The sequence below is a fragment of the Bradyrhizobium sp. LLZ17 genome (assembly GCF_041200145.1).
Classification (GTDB): Bacteria; Pseudomonadota; Alphaproteobacteria; order Rhizobiales; family Xanthobacteraceae; genus Bradyrhizobium.
In genome coordinates this window covers 1799935-1812998 of sequence record NZ_CP165734.1, presented here as the reverse complement: position 1 = coordinate 1812998, position 13064 = coordinate 1799935, and the positions used below count along the sequence as shown (strand labels likewise).

17 protein-coding genes and 1 pseudogene are annotated in these 13064 nt (G+C 62.6%); 10 read left to right on the top strand and 8 right to left on the bottom strand.

Annotation, left to right across the window (positions count from 1 at the left end; genetic code table 11):
* Window positions 1-7: 7 nt before the first annotated feature.
* From AB8Z38_RS09125 to AB8Z38_RS09110, 4 genes are all read left to right on the top strand, one after another.
* Entirely contained in the window at window positions 8-706 is a 699-nt protein-coding gene (locus AB8Z38_RS09125) for a DUF262 domain-containing protein (RefSeq protein WP_369724395.1), read from the top strand.
* 436 nt (window positions 707-1142) lie between these two features.
* Window positions 1143-1709: a type II toxin-antitoxin system VapC family toxin gene (locus AB8Z38_RS09120; RefSeq protein WP_369724392.1), complete on the top strand. Its 567-nt coding sequence runs from the start codon at window positions 1143-1145 to the stop codon at window positions 1707-1709.
* A gap of 148 nt (window positions 1710-1857) precedes the next feature.
* Complete coding sequence (locus tag AB8Z38_RS09115; RefSeq protein ID WP_369724391.1) at window positions 1858-2010, top strand: integrase; 153 nt, start codon at window positions 1858-1860, stop codon at window positions 2008-2010.
* Window positions 2010-2393 carry a hypothetical protein gene (locus AB8Z38_RS09110; protein ID WP_369726789.1) on the top strand — a complete coding sequence of 128 codons (384 nt, stop codon included), beginning with the start codon at window positions 2010-2012 and terminating at the stop codon, window positions 2391-2393. The genes AB8Z38_RS09115 and AB8Z38_RS09110 overlap by 1 nt, the downstream gene beginning before the upstream one ends.
* Before the next feature lie 98 nt (window positions 2394-2491).
* Here the strand turns inward: AB8Z38_RS09110 and AB8Z38_RS09105 are convergent, their stop codons facing one another.
* The 5 genes and pseudogenes from AB8Z38_RS09105 to AB8Z38_RS09085 form a co-directional block, all read right to left on the bottom strand.
* The gene (locus tag AB8Z38_RS09105; protein ID WP_369726788.1) at window positions 2492-2884 is read right to left on the bottom strand and encodes a VOC family protein; all 393 of its coding nucleotides are present in this window, start codon (window positions 2882-2884) and stop codon (window positions 2492-2494) included.
* 164 nt (window positions 2885-3048) lie between these two features.
* Window positions 3049-3541 (bottom strand): annotated as a pseudogene (locus AB8Z38_RS09100) (methyltransferase).
* Between the two features lie 11 nt (window positions 3542-3552).
* The gene (locus AB8Z38_RS09095; protein WP_369724390.1) at window positions 3553-3966 is read right to left on the bottom strand and encodes a nuclear transport factor 2 family protein; all 414 of its coding nucleotides are present in this window, start codon (window positions 3964-3966) and stop codon (window positions 3553-3555) included.
* A 164-nt stretch (window positions 3967-4130) separates the two neighbouring features.
* Complete coding sequence (locus AB8Z38_RS09090; RefSeq protein WP_369724388.1) at window positions 4131-4730, bottom strand: NADPH-dependent F420 reductase; 600 nt, start codon at window positions 4728-4730, stop codon at window positions 4131-4133.
* A 45-nt stretch (window positions 4731-4775) separates the two neighbouring features.
* On the bottom strand, window positions 4776-5510 hold the full coding sequence (locus tag AB8Z38_RS09085; RefSeq protein ID WP_369724386.1) for an SDR family NAD(P)-dependent oxidoreductase: 735 nt from the start codon (window positions 5508-5510) through the stop codon (window positions 4776-4778).
* A 267-nt stretch (window positions 5511-5777) separates the two neighbouring features.
* Here AB8Z38_RS09085 and AB8Z38_RS09080 point away from each other — a divergent pair, with 267 nt between their 5' ends.
* On the top strand, window positions 5778-6674 hold the full coding sequence (locus tag AB8Z38_RS09080) for a LysR family transcriptional regulator (protein WP_369724384.1): 897 nt from the start codon (window positions 5778-5780) through the stop codon (window positions 6672-6674).
* A gap of 77 nt (window positions 6675-6751) precedes the next feature.
* On the opposite strand, the gene AB8Z38_RS09075 is transcribed toward AB8Z38_RS09080, so the two are convergent.
* Window positions 6752-7657 carry a LysR family transcriptional regulator gene (locus tag AB8Z38_RS09075; RefSeq protein WP_369724383.1) on the bottom strand — a complete coding sequence of 302 codons (906 nt, stop codon included), beginning with the start codon at window positions 7655-7657 and terminating at the stop codon, window positions 6752-6754.
* A 109-nt stretch (window positions 7658-7766) separates the two neighbouring features.
* Between AB8Z38_RS09075 and AB8Z38_RS09070 the strand changes: the two genes are divergently transcribed.
* The 4 genes from AB8Z38_RS09070 to AB8Z38_RS09055 all read left to right on the top strand — a co-directional run bounded on the left by AB8Z38_RS09070 (window position 7767) and on the right by AB8Z38_RS09055 (window position 10938).
* On the top strand, window positions 7767-8411 hold the full coding sequence (locus AB8Z38_RS09070) for a DsbA family protein (RefSeq protein WP_369724381.1): 645 nt from the start codon (window positions 7767-7769) through the stop codon (window positions 8409-8411).
* 71 nt (window positions 8412-8482) lie between these two features.
* Window positions 8483-9379 carry an MBL fold metallo-hydrolase gene (locus AB8Z38_RS09065; protein WP_369724379.1) on the top strand — a complete coding sequence of 299 codons (897 nt, stop codon included), beginning with the start codon at window positions 8483-8485 and terminating at the stop codon, window positions 9377-9379.
* Between the two features lies 1 nt (window position 9380).
* Complete coding sequence (locus AB8Z38_RS09060) at window positions 9381-9785, top strand: nuclear transport factor 2 family protein (protein WP_369724377.1); 405 nt, start codon at window positions 9381-9383, stop codon at window positions 9783-9785.
* A 253-nt stretch (window positions 9786-10038) separates the two neighbouring features.
* Window positions 10039-10938 (top strand): HNH endonuclease, encoded by a 900-nt coding sequence (locus AB8Z38_RS09055; protein ID WP_369726787.1) that lies wholly within the window; start codon window positions 10039-10041, stop codon window positions 10936-10938.
* Window positions 10939-11034: 96 nt separating this feature from the next.
* Here the strand turns inward: AB8Z38_RS09055 and AB8Z38_RS09050 are convergent, their stop codons facing one another.
* Both AB8Z38_RS09050 and AB8Z38_RS09045 read right to left on the bottom strand, forming a co-directional pair.
* Window positions 11035-11523 (bottom strand): RES family NAD+ phosphorylase, encoded by a 489-nt coding sequence (locus AB8Z38_RS09050; RefSeq protein WP_369726786.1) that lies wholly within the window; start codon window positions 11521-11523, stop codon window positions 11035-11037.
* Window positions 11520-11954, bottom strand: coding sequence for an antitoxin Xre/MbcA/ParS toxin-binding domain-containing protein (locus AB8Z38_RS09045; protein ID WP_369724375.1), 435 nt, complete (start codon window positions 11952-11954; stop codon window positions 11520-11522). The genes AB8Z38_RS09050 and AB8Z38_RS09045 overlap by 4 nt, the downstream gene beginning before the upstream one ends.
* A 185-nt stretch (window positions 11955-12139) precedes the next feature.
* Between AB8Z38_RS09045 and AB8Z38_RS09040 the strand changes: the two genes are divergently transcribed.
* The gene (locus tag AB8Z38_RS09040; protein ID WP_369724373.1) at window positions 12140-13018 is read left to right on the top strand and encodes a GyrI-like domain-containing protein; all 879 of its coding nucleotides are present in this window, start codon (window positions 12140-12142) and stop codon (window positions 13016-13018) included.
* Window positions 13019-13064 lie beyond the last annotated feature (46 nt).

Genomic DNA, 13064 nt, shown 5'->3' with positions numbered 1-13064 from the left:
AGATCTCATGGCCGACTTGGCGTCTCAGCCCACATCTGTCCAGACTATCTACAGCTGGTATCGTGAGGGCAAGCTTCTGGTAAATCGGCGGTACCAGCGAAAACTCGTCTGGACGCTGGAGGAAAAGCAAAAGCTAATTGAGTCATTTTTGAAGAAATATCCCGTACCAGCGATCTTGCTCGCTGAGCGTGATGGCGGGCCGGCGACGTACGAAATCATCGATGGACTACAAAGGCTCCACTCGATTGTATCGTTTATTGAGAACGCCTTTCCCCTCGTCGACGACAAATATTTTCACGTTGATCTTTTTCCGACAGCGAAGGCTGCCGCGGACGATGGACGTTTTTCTAAAGCTAAGGATGCAGCGTTAATTGGCGCTAAGGAAGTTTCTACCTTGCTCGATTATTCTTTGGCCATGTCCGTAATGAGAAATGCGTCGGACGGCGAGATCAACGACGTTTTTGATCGAATCAACACGTATGGGCATCGTCTGAGCGATCAAGAGCGAAGACAGGCGGGAGTCCAGAACGAGTTTTCTTCGACCGTCAGGAACTTAGCAAGCCTACTTCGTGGGGATGTTTCTCTCGACATTCTCCCCCTTGAATCAATGCCATCCATCAGCATCGATCTGCCGATGTCCAATCACGGCTATGAGGTTATCGCTGCGCTCCACCCCATCCTGCGTGCCGCGACAGTCGCGTCTTGAAGCCGATGAACCAAAACTGTATGTTCAACAATATGCCAATTTGTTCAACATGAGGGAGGCCATGGCAGGAGATTCGACAAAACGGCCGGCGGCGCGGGGTCGGCGGCGGTCGCCGGGCAGTGGCCTTACGGGCGGGACGCGGCGGCCAAAGCGCGTCGAAGGTCGCGCAAAAGGCGAAATCAAGCTCGGCAGCGTACGCGTCGCGGCGGTGATGCGGGCCGCCGAGCAATCCGGTCTCCTCAGCAAGAAGAGCGGCCGGATCGCCGGGCGCGTCAGTCCGGCGCTGATCAGGCAAGCCAAGCGGCAGACCGGATCGTGGCCGATACGGACCTGATCGAGTTTGCTCTGGCCACCATCGCTCTGGAGGACAATTTCGCCGAGGACTTTCGGAAGTCACGAGGCAAGGTCGATCGTGATCTGAAGCTCGGCTTCTGACGTGGCGGAGTTCGATTTTGACGCCGCGTGCAGGTGGGCTCGGTTCAAGCCTAAGCGAACGCTCGCCCGGCGTCATGACAACGTCCTTCCGTTCGTTGCTGCCGGCCAGATCGGTGGGCAGGGGCTCTTGCTCGACACCTGCGTCTACATCGACCAGATGCAGGGGCGCGCGCCAGCTCTGCTGGAAGAGCTCATCGCGCATCGCCAGGTCAATCATTCGTCGGTGGCCATTCAGGAATTGATGCACACTGTCGGCGTGCTGAACCAGGCTGACAAGCCGACCCCACGGGTCACCGCCGAGATTGGCAAGCGGATCAAGGCGATGGCGCCCCATCGAATCTTTACGCCAGACATCGAGGTGCTCGGCAGAGCTGCGCTGCTCTCGGGAATCCTCTGCCGGCTCCAGGGCTACGGGAACGATCTGAAGCTGCGTGCGCTCGCGGATAGTGTGCTGTTCCTCCAGGCGCGGAAGCTCGGCCTTGTCGTGCTGACGACGAATATCGGTGACTTTGATATCCTGCTCCAGCTCATGCCCGGCGGGCGGGCACTGTTCTATCGGCAGATATAAGGCTTCCGACGGCCGCTGATTTCTCTACTAACCTGTTCATGCTCGCGGAGCCCATCGCACAAACGGAAATACGGTGGCTCCGTTTCGGTCGGTTCTGTACCATCATGGTCCATGATGGTATCTGGCGGCGAACCGGACGGAGAATACCTTGTTGACCGATACGGGACTTCAGAAGCTCAAGCTTGGCGAGACGCTTTACAAGCGCCGCGACCGCGACGGCATGTACGTTGCCGCCCTGCCTATCAATAGCCGCAGGCAGATCTGTGAAAGTGGCGACCGCACCATCAAGGTGGTGCGTTGATGCGCGCCGCGTTGAAAGTGGTGATGGCCGCAACATTTGCCATGCCGGCTGCGGCGGCGCTGGCGAAGTCTCCGGACTGCGCGAGTTGGCCCACCAACATGGCCCTCGTGCACCTCAAGAACGCCGGCCTGATCGACATCCCATCAGTGCTCGAGGCGCAGACCAAGGCCGTTCGTCTCGCATCCGAAAGGATCGGCAAAGACCTCTACCAGCAGGTTTACGACATCACGTTTCACACCAAGGACGGCAAGACGATCGAGGTCGTCACGAACAGCCAGGCATCAAGCGAGGAATGCTCGATGAGCGGCGTCGAAATCTACGTGGTCTCGACGAAAATCGGCGGGTCGGCAGGGCAGCCATCTGACGGCACGACTAAAAAGTGATCCGGCTGCAGCGAAGGTTCAAGAACCAGGGCGGAATGCTCTGCCGCTCGCCAATGACAACCGCTTCGGTGCAGACGTCCCGGCGCGGATGACGGATGCTAGGAGGGTATCTCCTGTGCGATCTCCCACATGTGACCGGATGGGTCGGAAAAGGCGGCGGTGCGGCGACCCCAGGGACGATCGATAGGGCCGTTCACCAACTCTACGCCGCTTTGCCGGAGCCTCGCGCAGGCCTCATCGACATCGGCGACTCGAATGGTCATGAGCATGCGAGGTCCGGCGCTCGAAGCAGCCGGCACCACCGGCTGCACGAGCTGCGGTGCCTCCGTCTCCTGCAGCAAATTGACCATGACGCCACCGAGCCCGATCACGCTGCACACGGCGTCGGAATAGATCGGCTTGGCGTCGAACACGGCCTCGTAGAATGCCCTCGCGCACGCGAGGTCGTCGACGAAGAGGGTCACGCATTCCAGATTGTTCAAGCTTTTCATTCGCAGGGCCCTCGGTTGATCGGTCCGTCGAGCTTCTTTTGACGAAAGATAACAACGTATTTGGAAATAATGAAGCAGATTGCCTTTTCGACTGTTGCGGCGTTCGCGCAGGTCATATCGGCGGTCTCGCCGGGAGGTCGACATGAATTCGCCGCCCCGACTTGTCAGGGCTTCACGAACCGATAGGCGAAGCGATCGGTCTGTCCCTTGATCGCGGGATCGAACACCTTGATCGTGTGCGGATCGTCCTTGTTCGCGAGCAGGGTGCTTTGCGCGTCCAGCACGAAGCCGGCCGCCTCCACCTCATCGCGAACGGATGCATGCTCGATCCGATGCAGCGACTGGGCGTCGCGCGCGCCCGCTCCGACGGCAGCGGCGTGGTCAACGATGACGTAGGACCCGCCGGGCGTCCGCCGAGACGGCTTCGACGTTCTCGCGGCCCGGCTCCTTCGCTAGCGTCCGCATGCGGCCGAACGGATCGTTCTTGAAGTGGGCGACCTCGGCCGGCACGAAGCTGTAGACCCGTCCTTCGGGTCCGACGACATCCGAGAAGAGGCGCGTCCAGTCGCCGTCGCCTGGGTAAACATCGATGATGGTGGTGCCGGCTTCTATTCGTGCGAACGGGATCAATTCGGACAGTTTGGATTGGTCGTACATTGGGATCTCCGTTACGGCTGGGCATTCGACGGCTGCGCGGCCCACGCCAGCGCCTGCGTGTCGATGTACTCCCGGATCTTCTTCAGCTTGCCGTCCCGGACGGTAATGGCGAAGACCCAGTCGTCGTTGAACGGCTTGTTCGTGGCCTTGATTTTCCCCGTAGCGACGCCGATGACCAGAACCCGGTCTCCCTGCGCCACGAATTCGGGCGGTTCCGGGAATGTCGTTTCCACCTCTTCGGACGCCTTCTGAAGCACAGCCGCCAACTCGGCGCGCCCGCGGTGCGTTCCGGCCAGCGGCCAGCCCTCGCCCGGAATGATCCACTCGATGTCTTCGGCGACCAGTGCCAATAGAGCCTCCTTGTCGCCGCGTCCGATCGCGGCAAAGAAATCCTTCACTGTCTGGACGTTCGTCTCGGTGCTCATCGTCATTTCTCCATCTCGCTCCGATCGGATCGCGCTCGATCCATAACGGTGACAGCGCACTCAATATGCACGGCCGTCGGCCCGCATGAGAACAGGGGCGGCCGCGCGCTGCAGAAGTCAGCGCGCGACTTGTTCTCGGCGTCGATCACACGGTCGTGGATCGACTACTGCTCCTTCTTGAACAGATCCTGGAAGATCAGCGGGCCCCAAACGCGGCCGCGTGCGTGCACCAGCGCGCCACCCTCGTTGAGCTTTCCGAGCTTCACGGGTGCAAAGCCGAGTTGTTTGGCCAACGCCGCCACCGGAGCGATCGCGTCCTCGTCGTCACCAGACAGAAACACGACCCGGTGGCCGCCCTCGACGGCCGGATCGGCAGCCAGTTTGGCCGCACCCAGGTGATTGAAGCCTTTCACGAGCCTGGCGCCGGTGAACGACTTCGCGACGAAGGCGGAGGACGGCAGGCCGTCCAGCTCGTCAGGGACGGGAAACGCGTTCATCGCGTCGATGATGGTCTTGCCTTTCCAGCTCGGCAGCGCCTTCGCAACCTCGCGATGCTCCCCGAACGGGACCGCCAGGATGATGGTCTCGGCCTCGAGTGCGTCCCGCAGCGACTTGGCGACGACACTGGCTCCAATCGCCCGAGCCTGCGGCGCCAACGTCTCGGGCGGCCGGCGGCTCGCGACGGTGACGTCGATGTTTTTACGGGCGAAGGCGTGGGCGAGGGCCTGGCCTATCTTGCCGAATCCGACAATCGCATAGCTCATTCTAATTTCTCCGATCCGTGTTGCTGATGTTGATGTGCTGGCGCTTCAGATCGCCGAGAAGCCGCCGTCGACGGACAACTCCACCCCATTCACGAAGCTCGAATCGTCCGAAGCCAGAAACAGCGCGGCTGCCGCAATTTCCTCGGGACGACCCATCTTTCCCCGCGGGATCAGGGATTCGAACATCCGCTTCGCCTCCTCGGTGAGGACCTGGTCCTGCATCGGTGTGGCGATCGGCCCCGGGTGCAGCACGTTCACCCGGATATTCCTGCCCTTGAGTTCGTTGAGCCAACCGCGTGCAAATGCGTGCAAGGTCGCCTTGCTCGCCGCATACACGCTATAACCGGGAAAACCTTTGATCGAAGCAACCGACCCGGTCATGAAGATCGATCCGCCATCGCTGAACAGCGGCAACGCCTTCTGGACCGTAAACAGAGTGCCGCGCGCATTGAGGCCGAACGTTGCATCGAAATGCTGCTCGGTGATCTCGCCCAGTGGGACGGCTTCGCCCATGCCGGCGCTCGCGTACAGGACGTCGATCCTGCCCTTTGCCCGCTTGACCGTGTCGAACAGGCGGTCGAGGTCGTCGAGATTGGCCGCGTCGCCGCGCACGCCGGTCACGTTCCGGCCAACTAGCTTGACGGCCGCGTCGAGCGCCTCCTGCTTTCGGCCCGTGATGAAAACATAGGCGCCTTCTTCGACGAACCGCTTGGCGCTCGCCAGCGCCATGCCGCTCGATCCACCGGTGATGACTGCAACTTTACCTTCAAGCTTTCCCATAATTTCTCCTGTCGTCGTGTCGGGACAGCATCTGCCCCCGAGGACCCCGACATAGGTCCGCTCGAGTCAGACGTTGAGTGCGGAGGCGCGCACATCGGTGGTGCGAAATCGATCCGGCCGGACGACCGACGCCAGCCGCCCCGACCGGTGTCCGCCGTTCGGAACCGGGGCGCGCTGGTCGGAACCGGCTATGATGACTGCCCGTACTGCGGTAGGAGGCGTAGAGACCGGCTTTGGAAGGCGCACCGCGCGGTGCGGGATTGCACCATGATCGACTGGGATGACGTTCGTTACTTCCTTGCCGTCGCGCGCGGAGGCTCGGTGCGGGCTGCGGCCGAGCGCCTCGGCGTCAACCACGCAACCGTGCTGCGACGCGTCGCCCAGCTCGAGGAACGCCTCGGGGTCCACATGTTCGAGAAGCTGCCGTCGGGCTACCGCCTGACGGCTGCCGGCGAGGAGGTTCTCGAATTCGCGGACCAGATGGAAGCGTCGTCGCACCAGCTCGAGACGCGCGTCTTCGGGCGCGACCAGAGCGTGCGCGGGCGTCTGCGGGTGACGCTGGCGCCGCCGCTTGCGACACATCTGCTCATGCCGGACTTCGCCGAATTTGCGCGCCTGCATCCGGACATCGAGATGGAAATCCTGTCGGCGGGTGAGCTGGCAAACTTGACCAACCGGGAGGCCGACGTCGCGATCCGCGTCGTCTACGACCGCAAAACCCTGCCGCTCAATCTTCACGGCACGAAAGGACCGGAGCTGTTCGGCGCCGTCTACATGTCCCGGGATCGACTGGCCGCTTGGCGTGCGGGCGCGCCCGATCCCATGCGGTGGATCGTCATCAGCATGCATGGAATTCCGGATTGGGCCGGCGAGGGGGAGGTTCGTACCACGGGCGTTCCATTCAGGACCACGGACGCCGCCGGGCAGATCGCTGCCGTACGGCAAGGGCTCGGGATCACGACACTGCCGTGCTTCGTCGGCGATGCCGACCCGCTATTGGCGAGGGTGCCGGGCACCGAGCTGCACATGTACGGAACGGTCTGGCTTCTCACCCAGGGCGAGACACGCAAGACCAAGCGCGTGCGGCTCTTCACCGAGTTCGTATCCCGCAGGCTCGCCGCCTACGCGCCGCTTCTCGCGGGGCTGTCCAGATCGCGCGACTGAGGCCGGGCAGGTCGCCGGAGAGGCTTGCCGTAATCCGGAAGGAATTACTCTATCACGGCGTCTCATTGGCCCTTCGGCTAATCCGCCCCAATCGGACTCGCCTGTCGCTGAGCCGCAACCAGCATCTCTACAAACGCCGTCACCTTCGGCGGACGGAAACGGGCCGCTGGGTAGACCGTGTGGATGCCGCCGGATGGCAGTTGCCATTGCGGCAGAATGTGAATGAGGCGGCCCGCCGCCAGATCGTCGGCCACCAGGAAATCCGGCAGCACCGAAAGGCCGCCGCCGGCGAGTACGGCCGCGAGCGCCCCCGGCGTCGTGTCGATCGCAATGTTCGCCTGCAGGCGCACGGCGCGTCGATCGAGATCGCCGCGCGAGAACTGCCACAGCAGCGGCTCGCGCAGCGCCATGTTGGCGATGAACGGCAGCGCCACCAGATCGTCGGGATCGCGCGCGGCTGCGATCCGATCCGTGAATGCGGGAGCGCCGACCAGGAATTGCTGAAACGCGCCGATCTTGCGCGCCTGCAGGCTGGAATCAACCAGCCATCCGACGCGGATCGCCATGTCGATCTGGCCTGAGGCGAGGTCGACCGTCTGATCTTCGAGCGTCAACTCCACCCGGCAGCTGGGATAGCGGGCCGCGTAGGCCGTGACGACGGCGACGACGACGGCCGTGCCGTAGTCGTTGGGTGCCGTGATCCGCAACGTGCCGGTCGGCGCGGCGGCGGCCTGGGCGAGTTCGTCGAAGGCATCCTCGGCTTCGCGCAAGATCATGACGCAGCGCGCATGAAACATCCGGCCGGCTTCGGTTGGATGGACCCGGCGCGTCGTGCGCACGAGAAGGCTGGTGCCGAGATCGCGCTCCAGCTGCGCCACTTGCTGGCTCACCACGGCTTTGGTGATGCCGAGCCGCTCGGCTGCCCGGGTGAAGGATCCGGTGTCCACGACGGCTGCGAAATAGGCCAGGCGGTTCAGGTTCATTGGCTTTGTCCGTCAGATAGACTGTAAGTCTATGACATACATTCTGTCTGCTTTGTTGCTATTTTTCTATCAATTGGCGCGTGCCACAAGTGCGGGCAAGGAGATCGACATGTCCGCGCCCATTCACATTACCTACCTCTTCGATCCGCTCTGCGGCTGGTGCTACGGCGCCTCCACGCTGCTCGAACAGCTTGCGGCCCGAGCGGATTTCGCTGTCGCGCTCGCGCCGACCGGCCTGTTCGCCGGCGATGGCGCCCGGCCGATGGACGACGGCTTTGCGGCCTACGCCTGGAGCAACGACCAGCGGATTTCGCGCTCGAGCGGCCAGCCCTTCAGCGAAGCCTATCGCCGCGATGTGCTGGGCGACCGCACGCGCCTGTTCGATTCCGGCCCGGCAACGCTGGCGCTCACGGGCGTTGCGCTCACGGCTCCTGATCGGGAGCTCGAGGCTCTGAAGGCCTTTCAGGTCGTCCGCTATGTCGAAGGCCGCGACAGCACGGATATCGGCGTTCTGTCGGAGGTGCTGCGCGCGATGAACTTGTCGGAGGTTGCCGCGCGCCTGGCGGCGCCCGACACCGCGCTGATCGCCGCGTATCGCGCGCGTATCGAGGCTGCGCGTGCCGAGATGCGCCGGTTCGGCGCCAATGGCGTCCCGGCCCTGATCGTAGGGACCGGCGATGATCGCCGCCTTATGCAGGCAAACGCGCTGTTCGGCAGCCTGGACGTCCTCGTCGACGGACTGAAGGCGGCCTGAGCGCAGCGATCAACACAGACCGGACCATCCAGCTTCAATTTCGCGACCGCAGACCACACCAGGAGACCAACATGCCGACAAGGAGAACCATCATGAAAGCCACTCTCGCCGCGGGCGCCGCCGCAGTCTTCGCACCCGCAGGCCTCGGCCATGCGGCCGGCGGGCTCGCCTGGAAGCATTTTCCGGCCGGACAGAACGGCTTCTTCCGGGCTCCCGTTCTGGTGTCCGGGCCGAGCGAAGCCGTGTTGATCGATGGCGGCTTTACGCTTCCCGACGGAAAGGCCGTCGCAGACGCCATCAAGGCAACCGGCAAGAAGCTCACCACCATCTACATCACCCAGTCGGACCCGGATTATTATTTCAGCCTCCGCGCCATCAAGGCGGTTTTTCCCGAGGCCCGCGTGATCGCGGCGCCCGCAACAGTGGCGGCCGTTAACGCCAGCGTCGAAAAGAAGCTTGCCGTCTGGGGTCCGCAGCTCAAGGAGAACGGCCCGCAGGTGCTCGCCGATGTCGTCATCCCCGAAGCATTCGACGGCAAGACGCTCAGCGTGGACGGCGAGACCATCGAAGTCGTCAGCGCAGACGGGCTGGTCAACCGGCGTTATCTGTTCGTGCCGTCGCTGAACGCGGTGTTCGGCGGCGTGCTGATCTTCTCCGGCGTCCATGTCTGGACCGCCGACACGCCGACCAAAGAGCAGCGCGCCGCCTGGATCGCCAATCTCGAAAAGATCGCGGCGCGCAAGCCGGCAATCGTCGTGCCCGGCCATCTGTCGGTGGATGCAAAGACCGATCTGTCCGGTGTCGAGCACACGATCGCCTACCTCAAGGCGTTCGACGAGGAACTGGCCAGGGGCAAGGATTCCGCGGCGCTCAAGACGGCGATGGAAGCGCGTTTCCCCGGCCTCGGCATGGGCGTTGCGCTTGACATCGGCGCCAAGGTCGCCACCGGCGAAATGAAGTGGGGCTGAGGTGGGTGCAGATCTCGACCTGATCCGCGCCACCTATGAGGGATCATCGTCGGAAGAGAACGGCCGCAATCTCCTGGCCGCTCTCGCTCCCGATGCCGTCTGGACCGAAGCGGAAGGGTTTCCGTACGCGGGCACCTATGTCGGACCCGACGCGATCATCGCCGGCATGTTCCGGCGTCTTGCCACCGAATGGACCGGCTACCGCGCCGATGTTCACACCTATCTCGAAGACGGCGACCGCGTCGCCGCCTTCGGCGTCTACTCCGGAACCTATAAGGCGACCGGCAAATCCATGCGCGCCAATTTCGCGCATCTCTATCTGGTGGAGAACGGCAGGATCGCCAGCATGACGCAATATGTTGACACCGCGATGGTGCAAAAGGCGCTGGCGCCTGCCGGCCCGTAGCAGCCGGATCGCGTCGGAACGTACGAGAGGGGCCCGCGATACGGCGGGCTCCCCGTGAGGGTGCATTCAGCTCCAAGTGCTGGGACCGAGTTCGCGAATTGGTCCACGCCGAACCTCATGCGAGGGCTTGCCGACGTCGACGCCGGATAGCTCGCGTAGACGGGTCTAAGTAGGATGGGTAGAGCGCAGCGAAACCCATCGCAACCGCAGAACGAGATTGACGGGTATCGCTTCCGACGAGTTAAATCGAGCAATGGCATTCGGGGTGTTCATCCATCGATCTGACTCGATCTACGATGACAGCCCGGCTGAACGTTATCAGTTTCCCAGTCAGTACCTGCATCGTGTCGAGGCCTGCGTCGGCGATTGGGTCATCTATTATGAGCCGAGCAAGGTAGCTGACACGCGAGGCTGCTTTGCGATTGCAAGGGTTCAGCAAGTGATACCGGATCCCGGTCCTGCCGGGATGTACCTCGCGGTGATCGAGCCAGGCAGCTATCTCGATTTCGCCAATCCGGTCGCGTTCAATGGCTCGAACGGGCCGGTCGAGCGGGGTATTTTGAACGAGCAGGGACGAATTTCGGGACGGGCTCAGTCCGCTGTCCGTCCAGTTTCGCACGAAGATTTCGATAGAATCTGCGAGCTCGGTTTCGCCGAGAATGTACCGCTCCTGCCGCGGCGTGACGACGATGTCCGATCGCTCGATCTTAACGAGGAGCAGGCGCTGTTCAGGTTCGACCAACAGCGTGATCGCGTCAGCCTGACCGTATCGAGAATTTTACGCGACCGGATTTTCCGCCGCATCGTGCTTCGCGCCTATGACGAGCGTTGCGCGATCACCGGGCTGAAGCTCATCAATGGAATGGGGCGCGCCGAGGTGGCCGCCGCTCACATCCGGCCGGTCGAAGCGAACGGGCCGGATATCGTTAGCAACGGGATTGCTCTTTCAGGCACCGCGCATTGGATGTTCGATCGCGGTCTCATCAGTCTGGCGGATGATCTGGAGATATTGATCTCACGCCAGACAAACGATCCCGAGAGCGTAAGATCGATTGTCAACAAGACCGGCCACGCGCTAGAGCCGCGGCGGCTATCAGATCGTCCGCATCCTCATTTCCTGAAATGGCATCGCGACAATTGCTTCAAGCAATAGGCGAATCCATGGGCGCAAATCGGTCGGCAATTCCTCGCATGACTAATATCCGATGCAGCCGCGCCGGACTAGCAGATAGCGGGCGGCGTCGCAGCCTCACGTCCCCCGACTATAAAGCCGCTCATCCCACCAAACCGGTTCCGGCATCGTATGACTAAGGCTCTTGGCGTCGGGATGCGTCGGGTTGATCAGAAAGTTGCGCTCCAGCCGCGCCGGGATCGACGGCACGATCAGCATCGCCGAGCGCTTTTCGTCGTACCAGACCTGCGCGAAATTCTTGCAGATCGTCTCGTTGCGCGAATCCCAGCCGGGATGGGCGGCGGTCTGAAAGACCTCGTAGGAGACACCGTTCGGAATGGTGATCTCGATGAAGTGCTGGTTGGCGGGCATCACCAGATTGGCGTGAACCAGTTTCTCCAGCATCGCGGTGGAATAGTGCTCGGAAGTGTAGATCACCGGACTCCAGGGCGTGTTCCAGCGCCCCGGATAGAGCCGCGCTCCCTCTGCGTCATAGATCGGAAACGCGCCGTCGGGATCGCCGATGCGATAGCATCTGAGAACGCGATCGCTTTTTTGCACGTTCAGACGCCGCCGCTGTAAGCCGCGCGTCCCAGCAGATTCAGCACAGCATCGGCGCCGGGACCGGTCGCGAGCGCAAGGTCCAGCGGCACCTTGTTGTCCAGTATCGGATGCGGGCGGTTGAGGAAGTCGCGCACTTTCGCTTCGTCGCGGAAGACTTCGAGGCCAAAGGCGAAGACCTTGGCAACACGCGCCAAGCGATCGCTCTCGTCGGTCGTCAGATGCTGTTTATGCTTGCGGCGGCGCTCCAGCGTCGGCTTCGGCACAATGCGATGGGCGAAGCCGCGCACGTCCAGCGGCGAGATGCGCCCGGCGAGCTTGTCCAGCGCGGACACCGGAAGGCCCTTTTCCACCGAAGTGGCCAGTGTGAGTGTTGTCTCCGGTGTCCTCGACTTGATGCCGAACAGGTCGGCGAGAATAGTAGCTTGACTACCCATATGGACTTCACCTCACGTGAGGCGAACATATGCCTCAAATGAAAGAACGTCAATGGGCCTCGTTGCCCCGGACTTGCCTGAACGCGGTCGCTGGATATTTCAGCCCGATCCATGCAAAACCGCAAGATCGGTCGAGCAATTCGCAGCCGTCAGCGACTAACTGGAGCCGCCACGGAGGAGGGACGATGAAGGCGGCGCTTGAAAACTATCAGGCCCGGATGCGGCGGGTGCTGGACTATCTCGACCGGCACCTCGAAAGCGATCTGGACCTCGACACGGTGAGCGGCGTTGCGGCCTTCTCGAAATTTCATTTCCACCGGCAGTTCACCGCGGCCTTCGGGTTGTCCGTGCATCGCTATGTCCAGCTTGCCCGTCTGAAGCGCGCGTCGCATTGGCTGGCCTACACGGACGGCCAAAGCGTCACGGAGATCGCGATGGATGCCGGCTACGACGCACCCGACGCCTTCGCCCGCGCCTTTCGGCAACGGTTCGGGCAATCGCCGTCGTCGTTCCGGAATTCTCCCGACTGGGAGCCGTGGCTTGCGGCCTTCGGGCCTCTCGACCGCGCCAGGAGCAAACTCATGAAGACTTTTACCACTGACGACGTGACGATACGCGACGTGCCTCCCACACGGGTGGCGATCATGGAGCATCGGGGGAGCCCCGCGACGCTCGGCGCCACCATCCAGCGCTTCATCGCGTGGCGCAAGAAAGCGGGTCTGCACCCCAGCACGAGTCCCACCTTCACTGTCTGGCGATCCGAGCGGCGTCCCGCGTCGCCTGCCGATTACTGCACGGACCTTTGCGTCGCGACCGAACAGCCGATCGAGGCAAACGGCGAACAGATCAAGGCCGGCGAGATCCCCGGCGGACGTTGTGCGGTGCTGCGCGTCATCGGCAACACCGACAATCTGGAGCCCGCCGCGCTGTATCTTTACCGCGACTGGCTTCCGGCCAGCGGCGAGGAGGCCCGCGACTTCCCGATCTATTGCCAGCGGCTGAGCCTGTTCCCGGAGGTGCCGGAGCACGAGGCGGTCGCGCAGGTTTTTCTGCCGCTGAAATAGCGCGCCCTCCAGGTGTAGGATGGGTCGCGCGAAGCGAAACCCGTGA

Bases quoted from the DNA above. Each gene is read 5' to 3' on its own strand.
- AB8Z38_RS09125 (WP_369724395.1), top strand. From the start codon at position 8: ATGGCCGACTTGGCGTCTCAGCCCACATCTGTCCAGACTATCTACAGC.
- AB8Z38_RS09110 (WP_369726789.1), top strand. From the start codon at position 2,010: ATGCGCGCCGCGTTGAAAGTGGTGATGGCCGCAACATTTGCCATGCCG.
- AB8Z38_RS09105 (WP_369726788.1), bottom strand. From the start codon at position 2,884: ATGAAAAGCTTGAACAATCTGGAATGCGTGACCCTCTTCGTCGACGAC.
- AB8Z38_RS09095 (WP_369724390.1), bottom strand. From the start codon at position 3,966: ATGAGCACCGAGACGAACGTCCAGACAGTGAAGGATTTCTTTGCCGCG.
- AB8Z38_RS09090 (WP_369724388.1), bottom strand. From the start codon at position 4,730: ATGAGCTATGCGATTGTCGGATTCGGCAAGATAGGCCAGGCCCTCGCC.
- AB8Z38_RS09085 (WP_369724386.1), bottom strand. From the start codon at position 5,510: ATGGGAAAGCTTGAAGGTAAAGTTGCAGTCATCACCGGTGGATCGAGC.
- AB8Z38_RS09080 (WP_369724384.1), top strand. From the start codon at position 5,778: ATGATCGACTGGGATGACGTTCGTTACTTCCTTGCCGTCGCGCGCGGA.
- AB8Z38_RS09075 (WP_369724383.1), bottom strand. From the start codon at position 7,657: ATGAACCTGAACCGCCTGGCCTATTTCGCAGCCGTCGTGGACACCGGA.
- AB8Z38_RS09070 (WP_369724381.1), top strand. From the start codon at position 7,767: ATGTCCGCGCCCATTCACATTACCTACCTCTTCGATCCGCTCTGCGGC.
- AB8Z38_RS09065 (WP_369724379.1), top strand. From the start codon at position 8,483: ATGCCGACAAGGAGAACCATCATGAAAGCCACTCTCGCCGCGGGCGCC.
- AB8Z38_RS09055 (WP_369726787.1), top strand. From the start codon at position 10,039: ATGGCATTCGGGGTGTTCATCCATCGATCTGACTCGATCTACGATGAC.
- AB8Z38_RS09045 (WP_369724375.1), bottom strand. From the start codon at position 11,954: ATGGGTAGTCAAGCTACTATTCTCGCCGACCTGTTCGGCATCAAGTCG.
- AB8Z38_RS09040 (WP_369724373.1), top strand. From the start codon at position 12,140: ATGAAGGCGGCGCTTGAAAACTATCAGGCCCGGATGCGGCGGGTGCTG.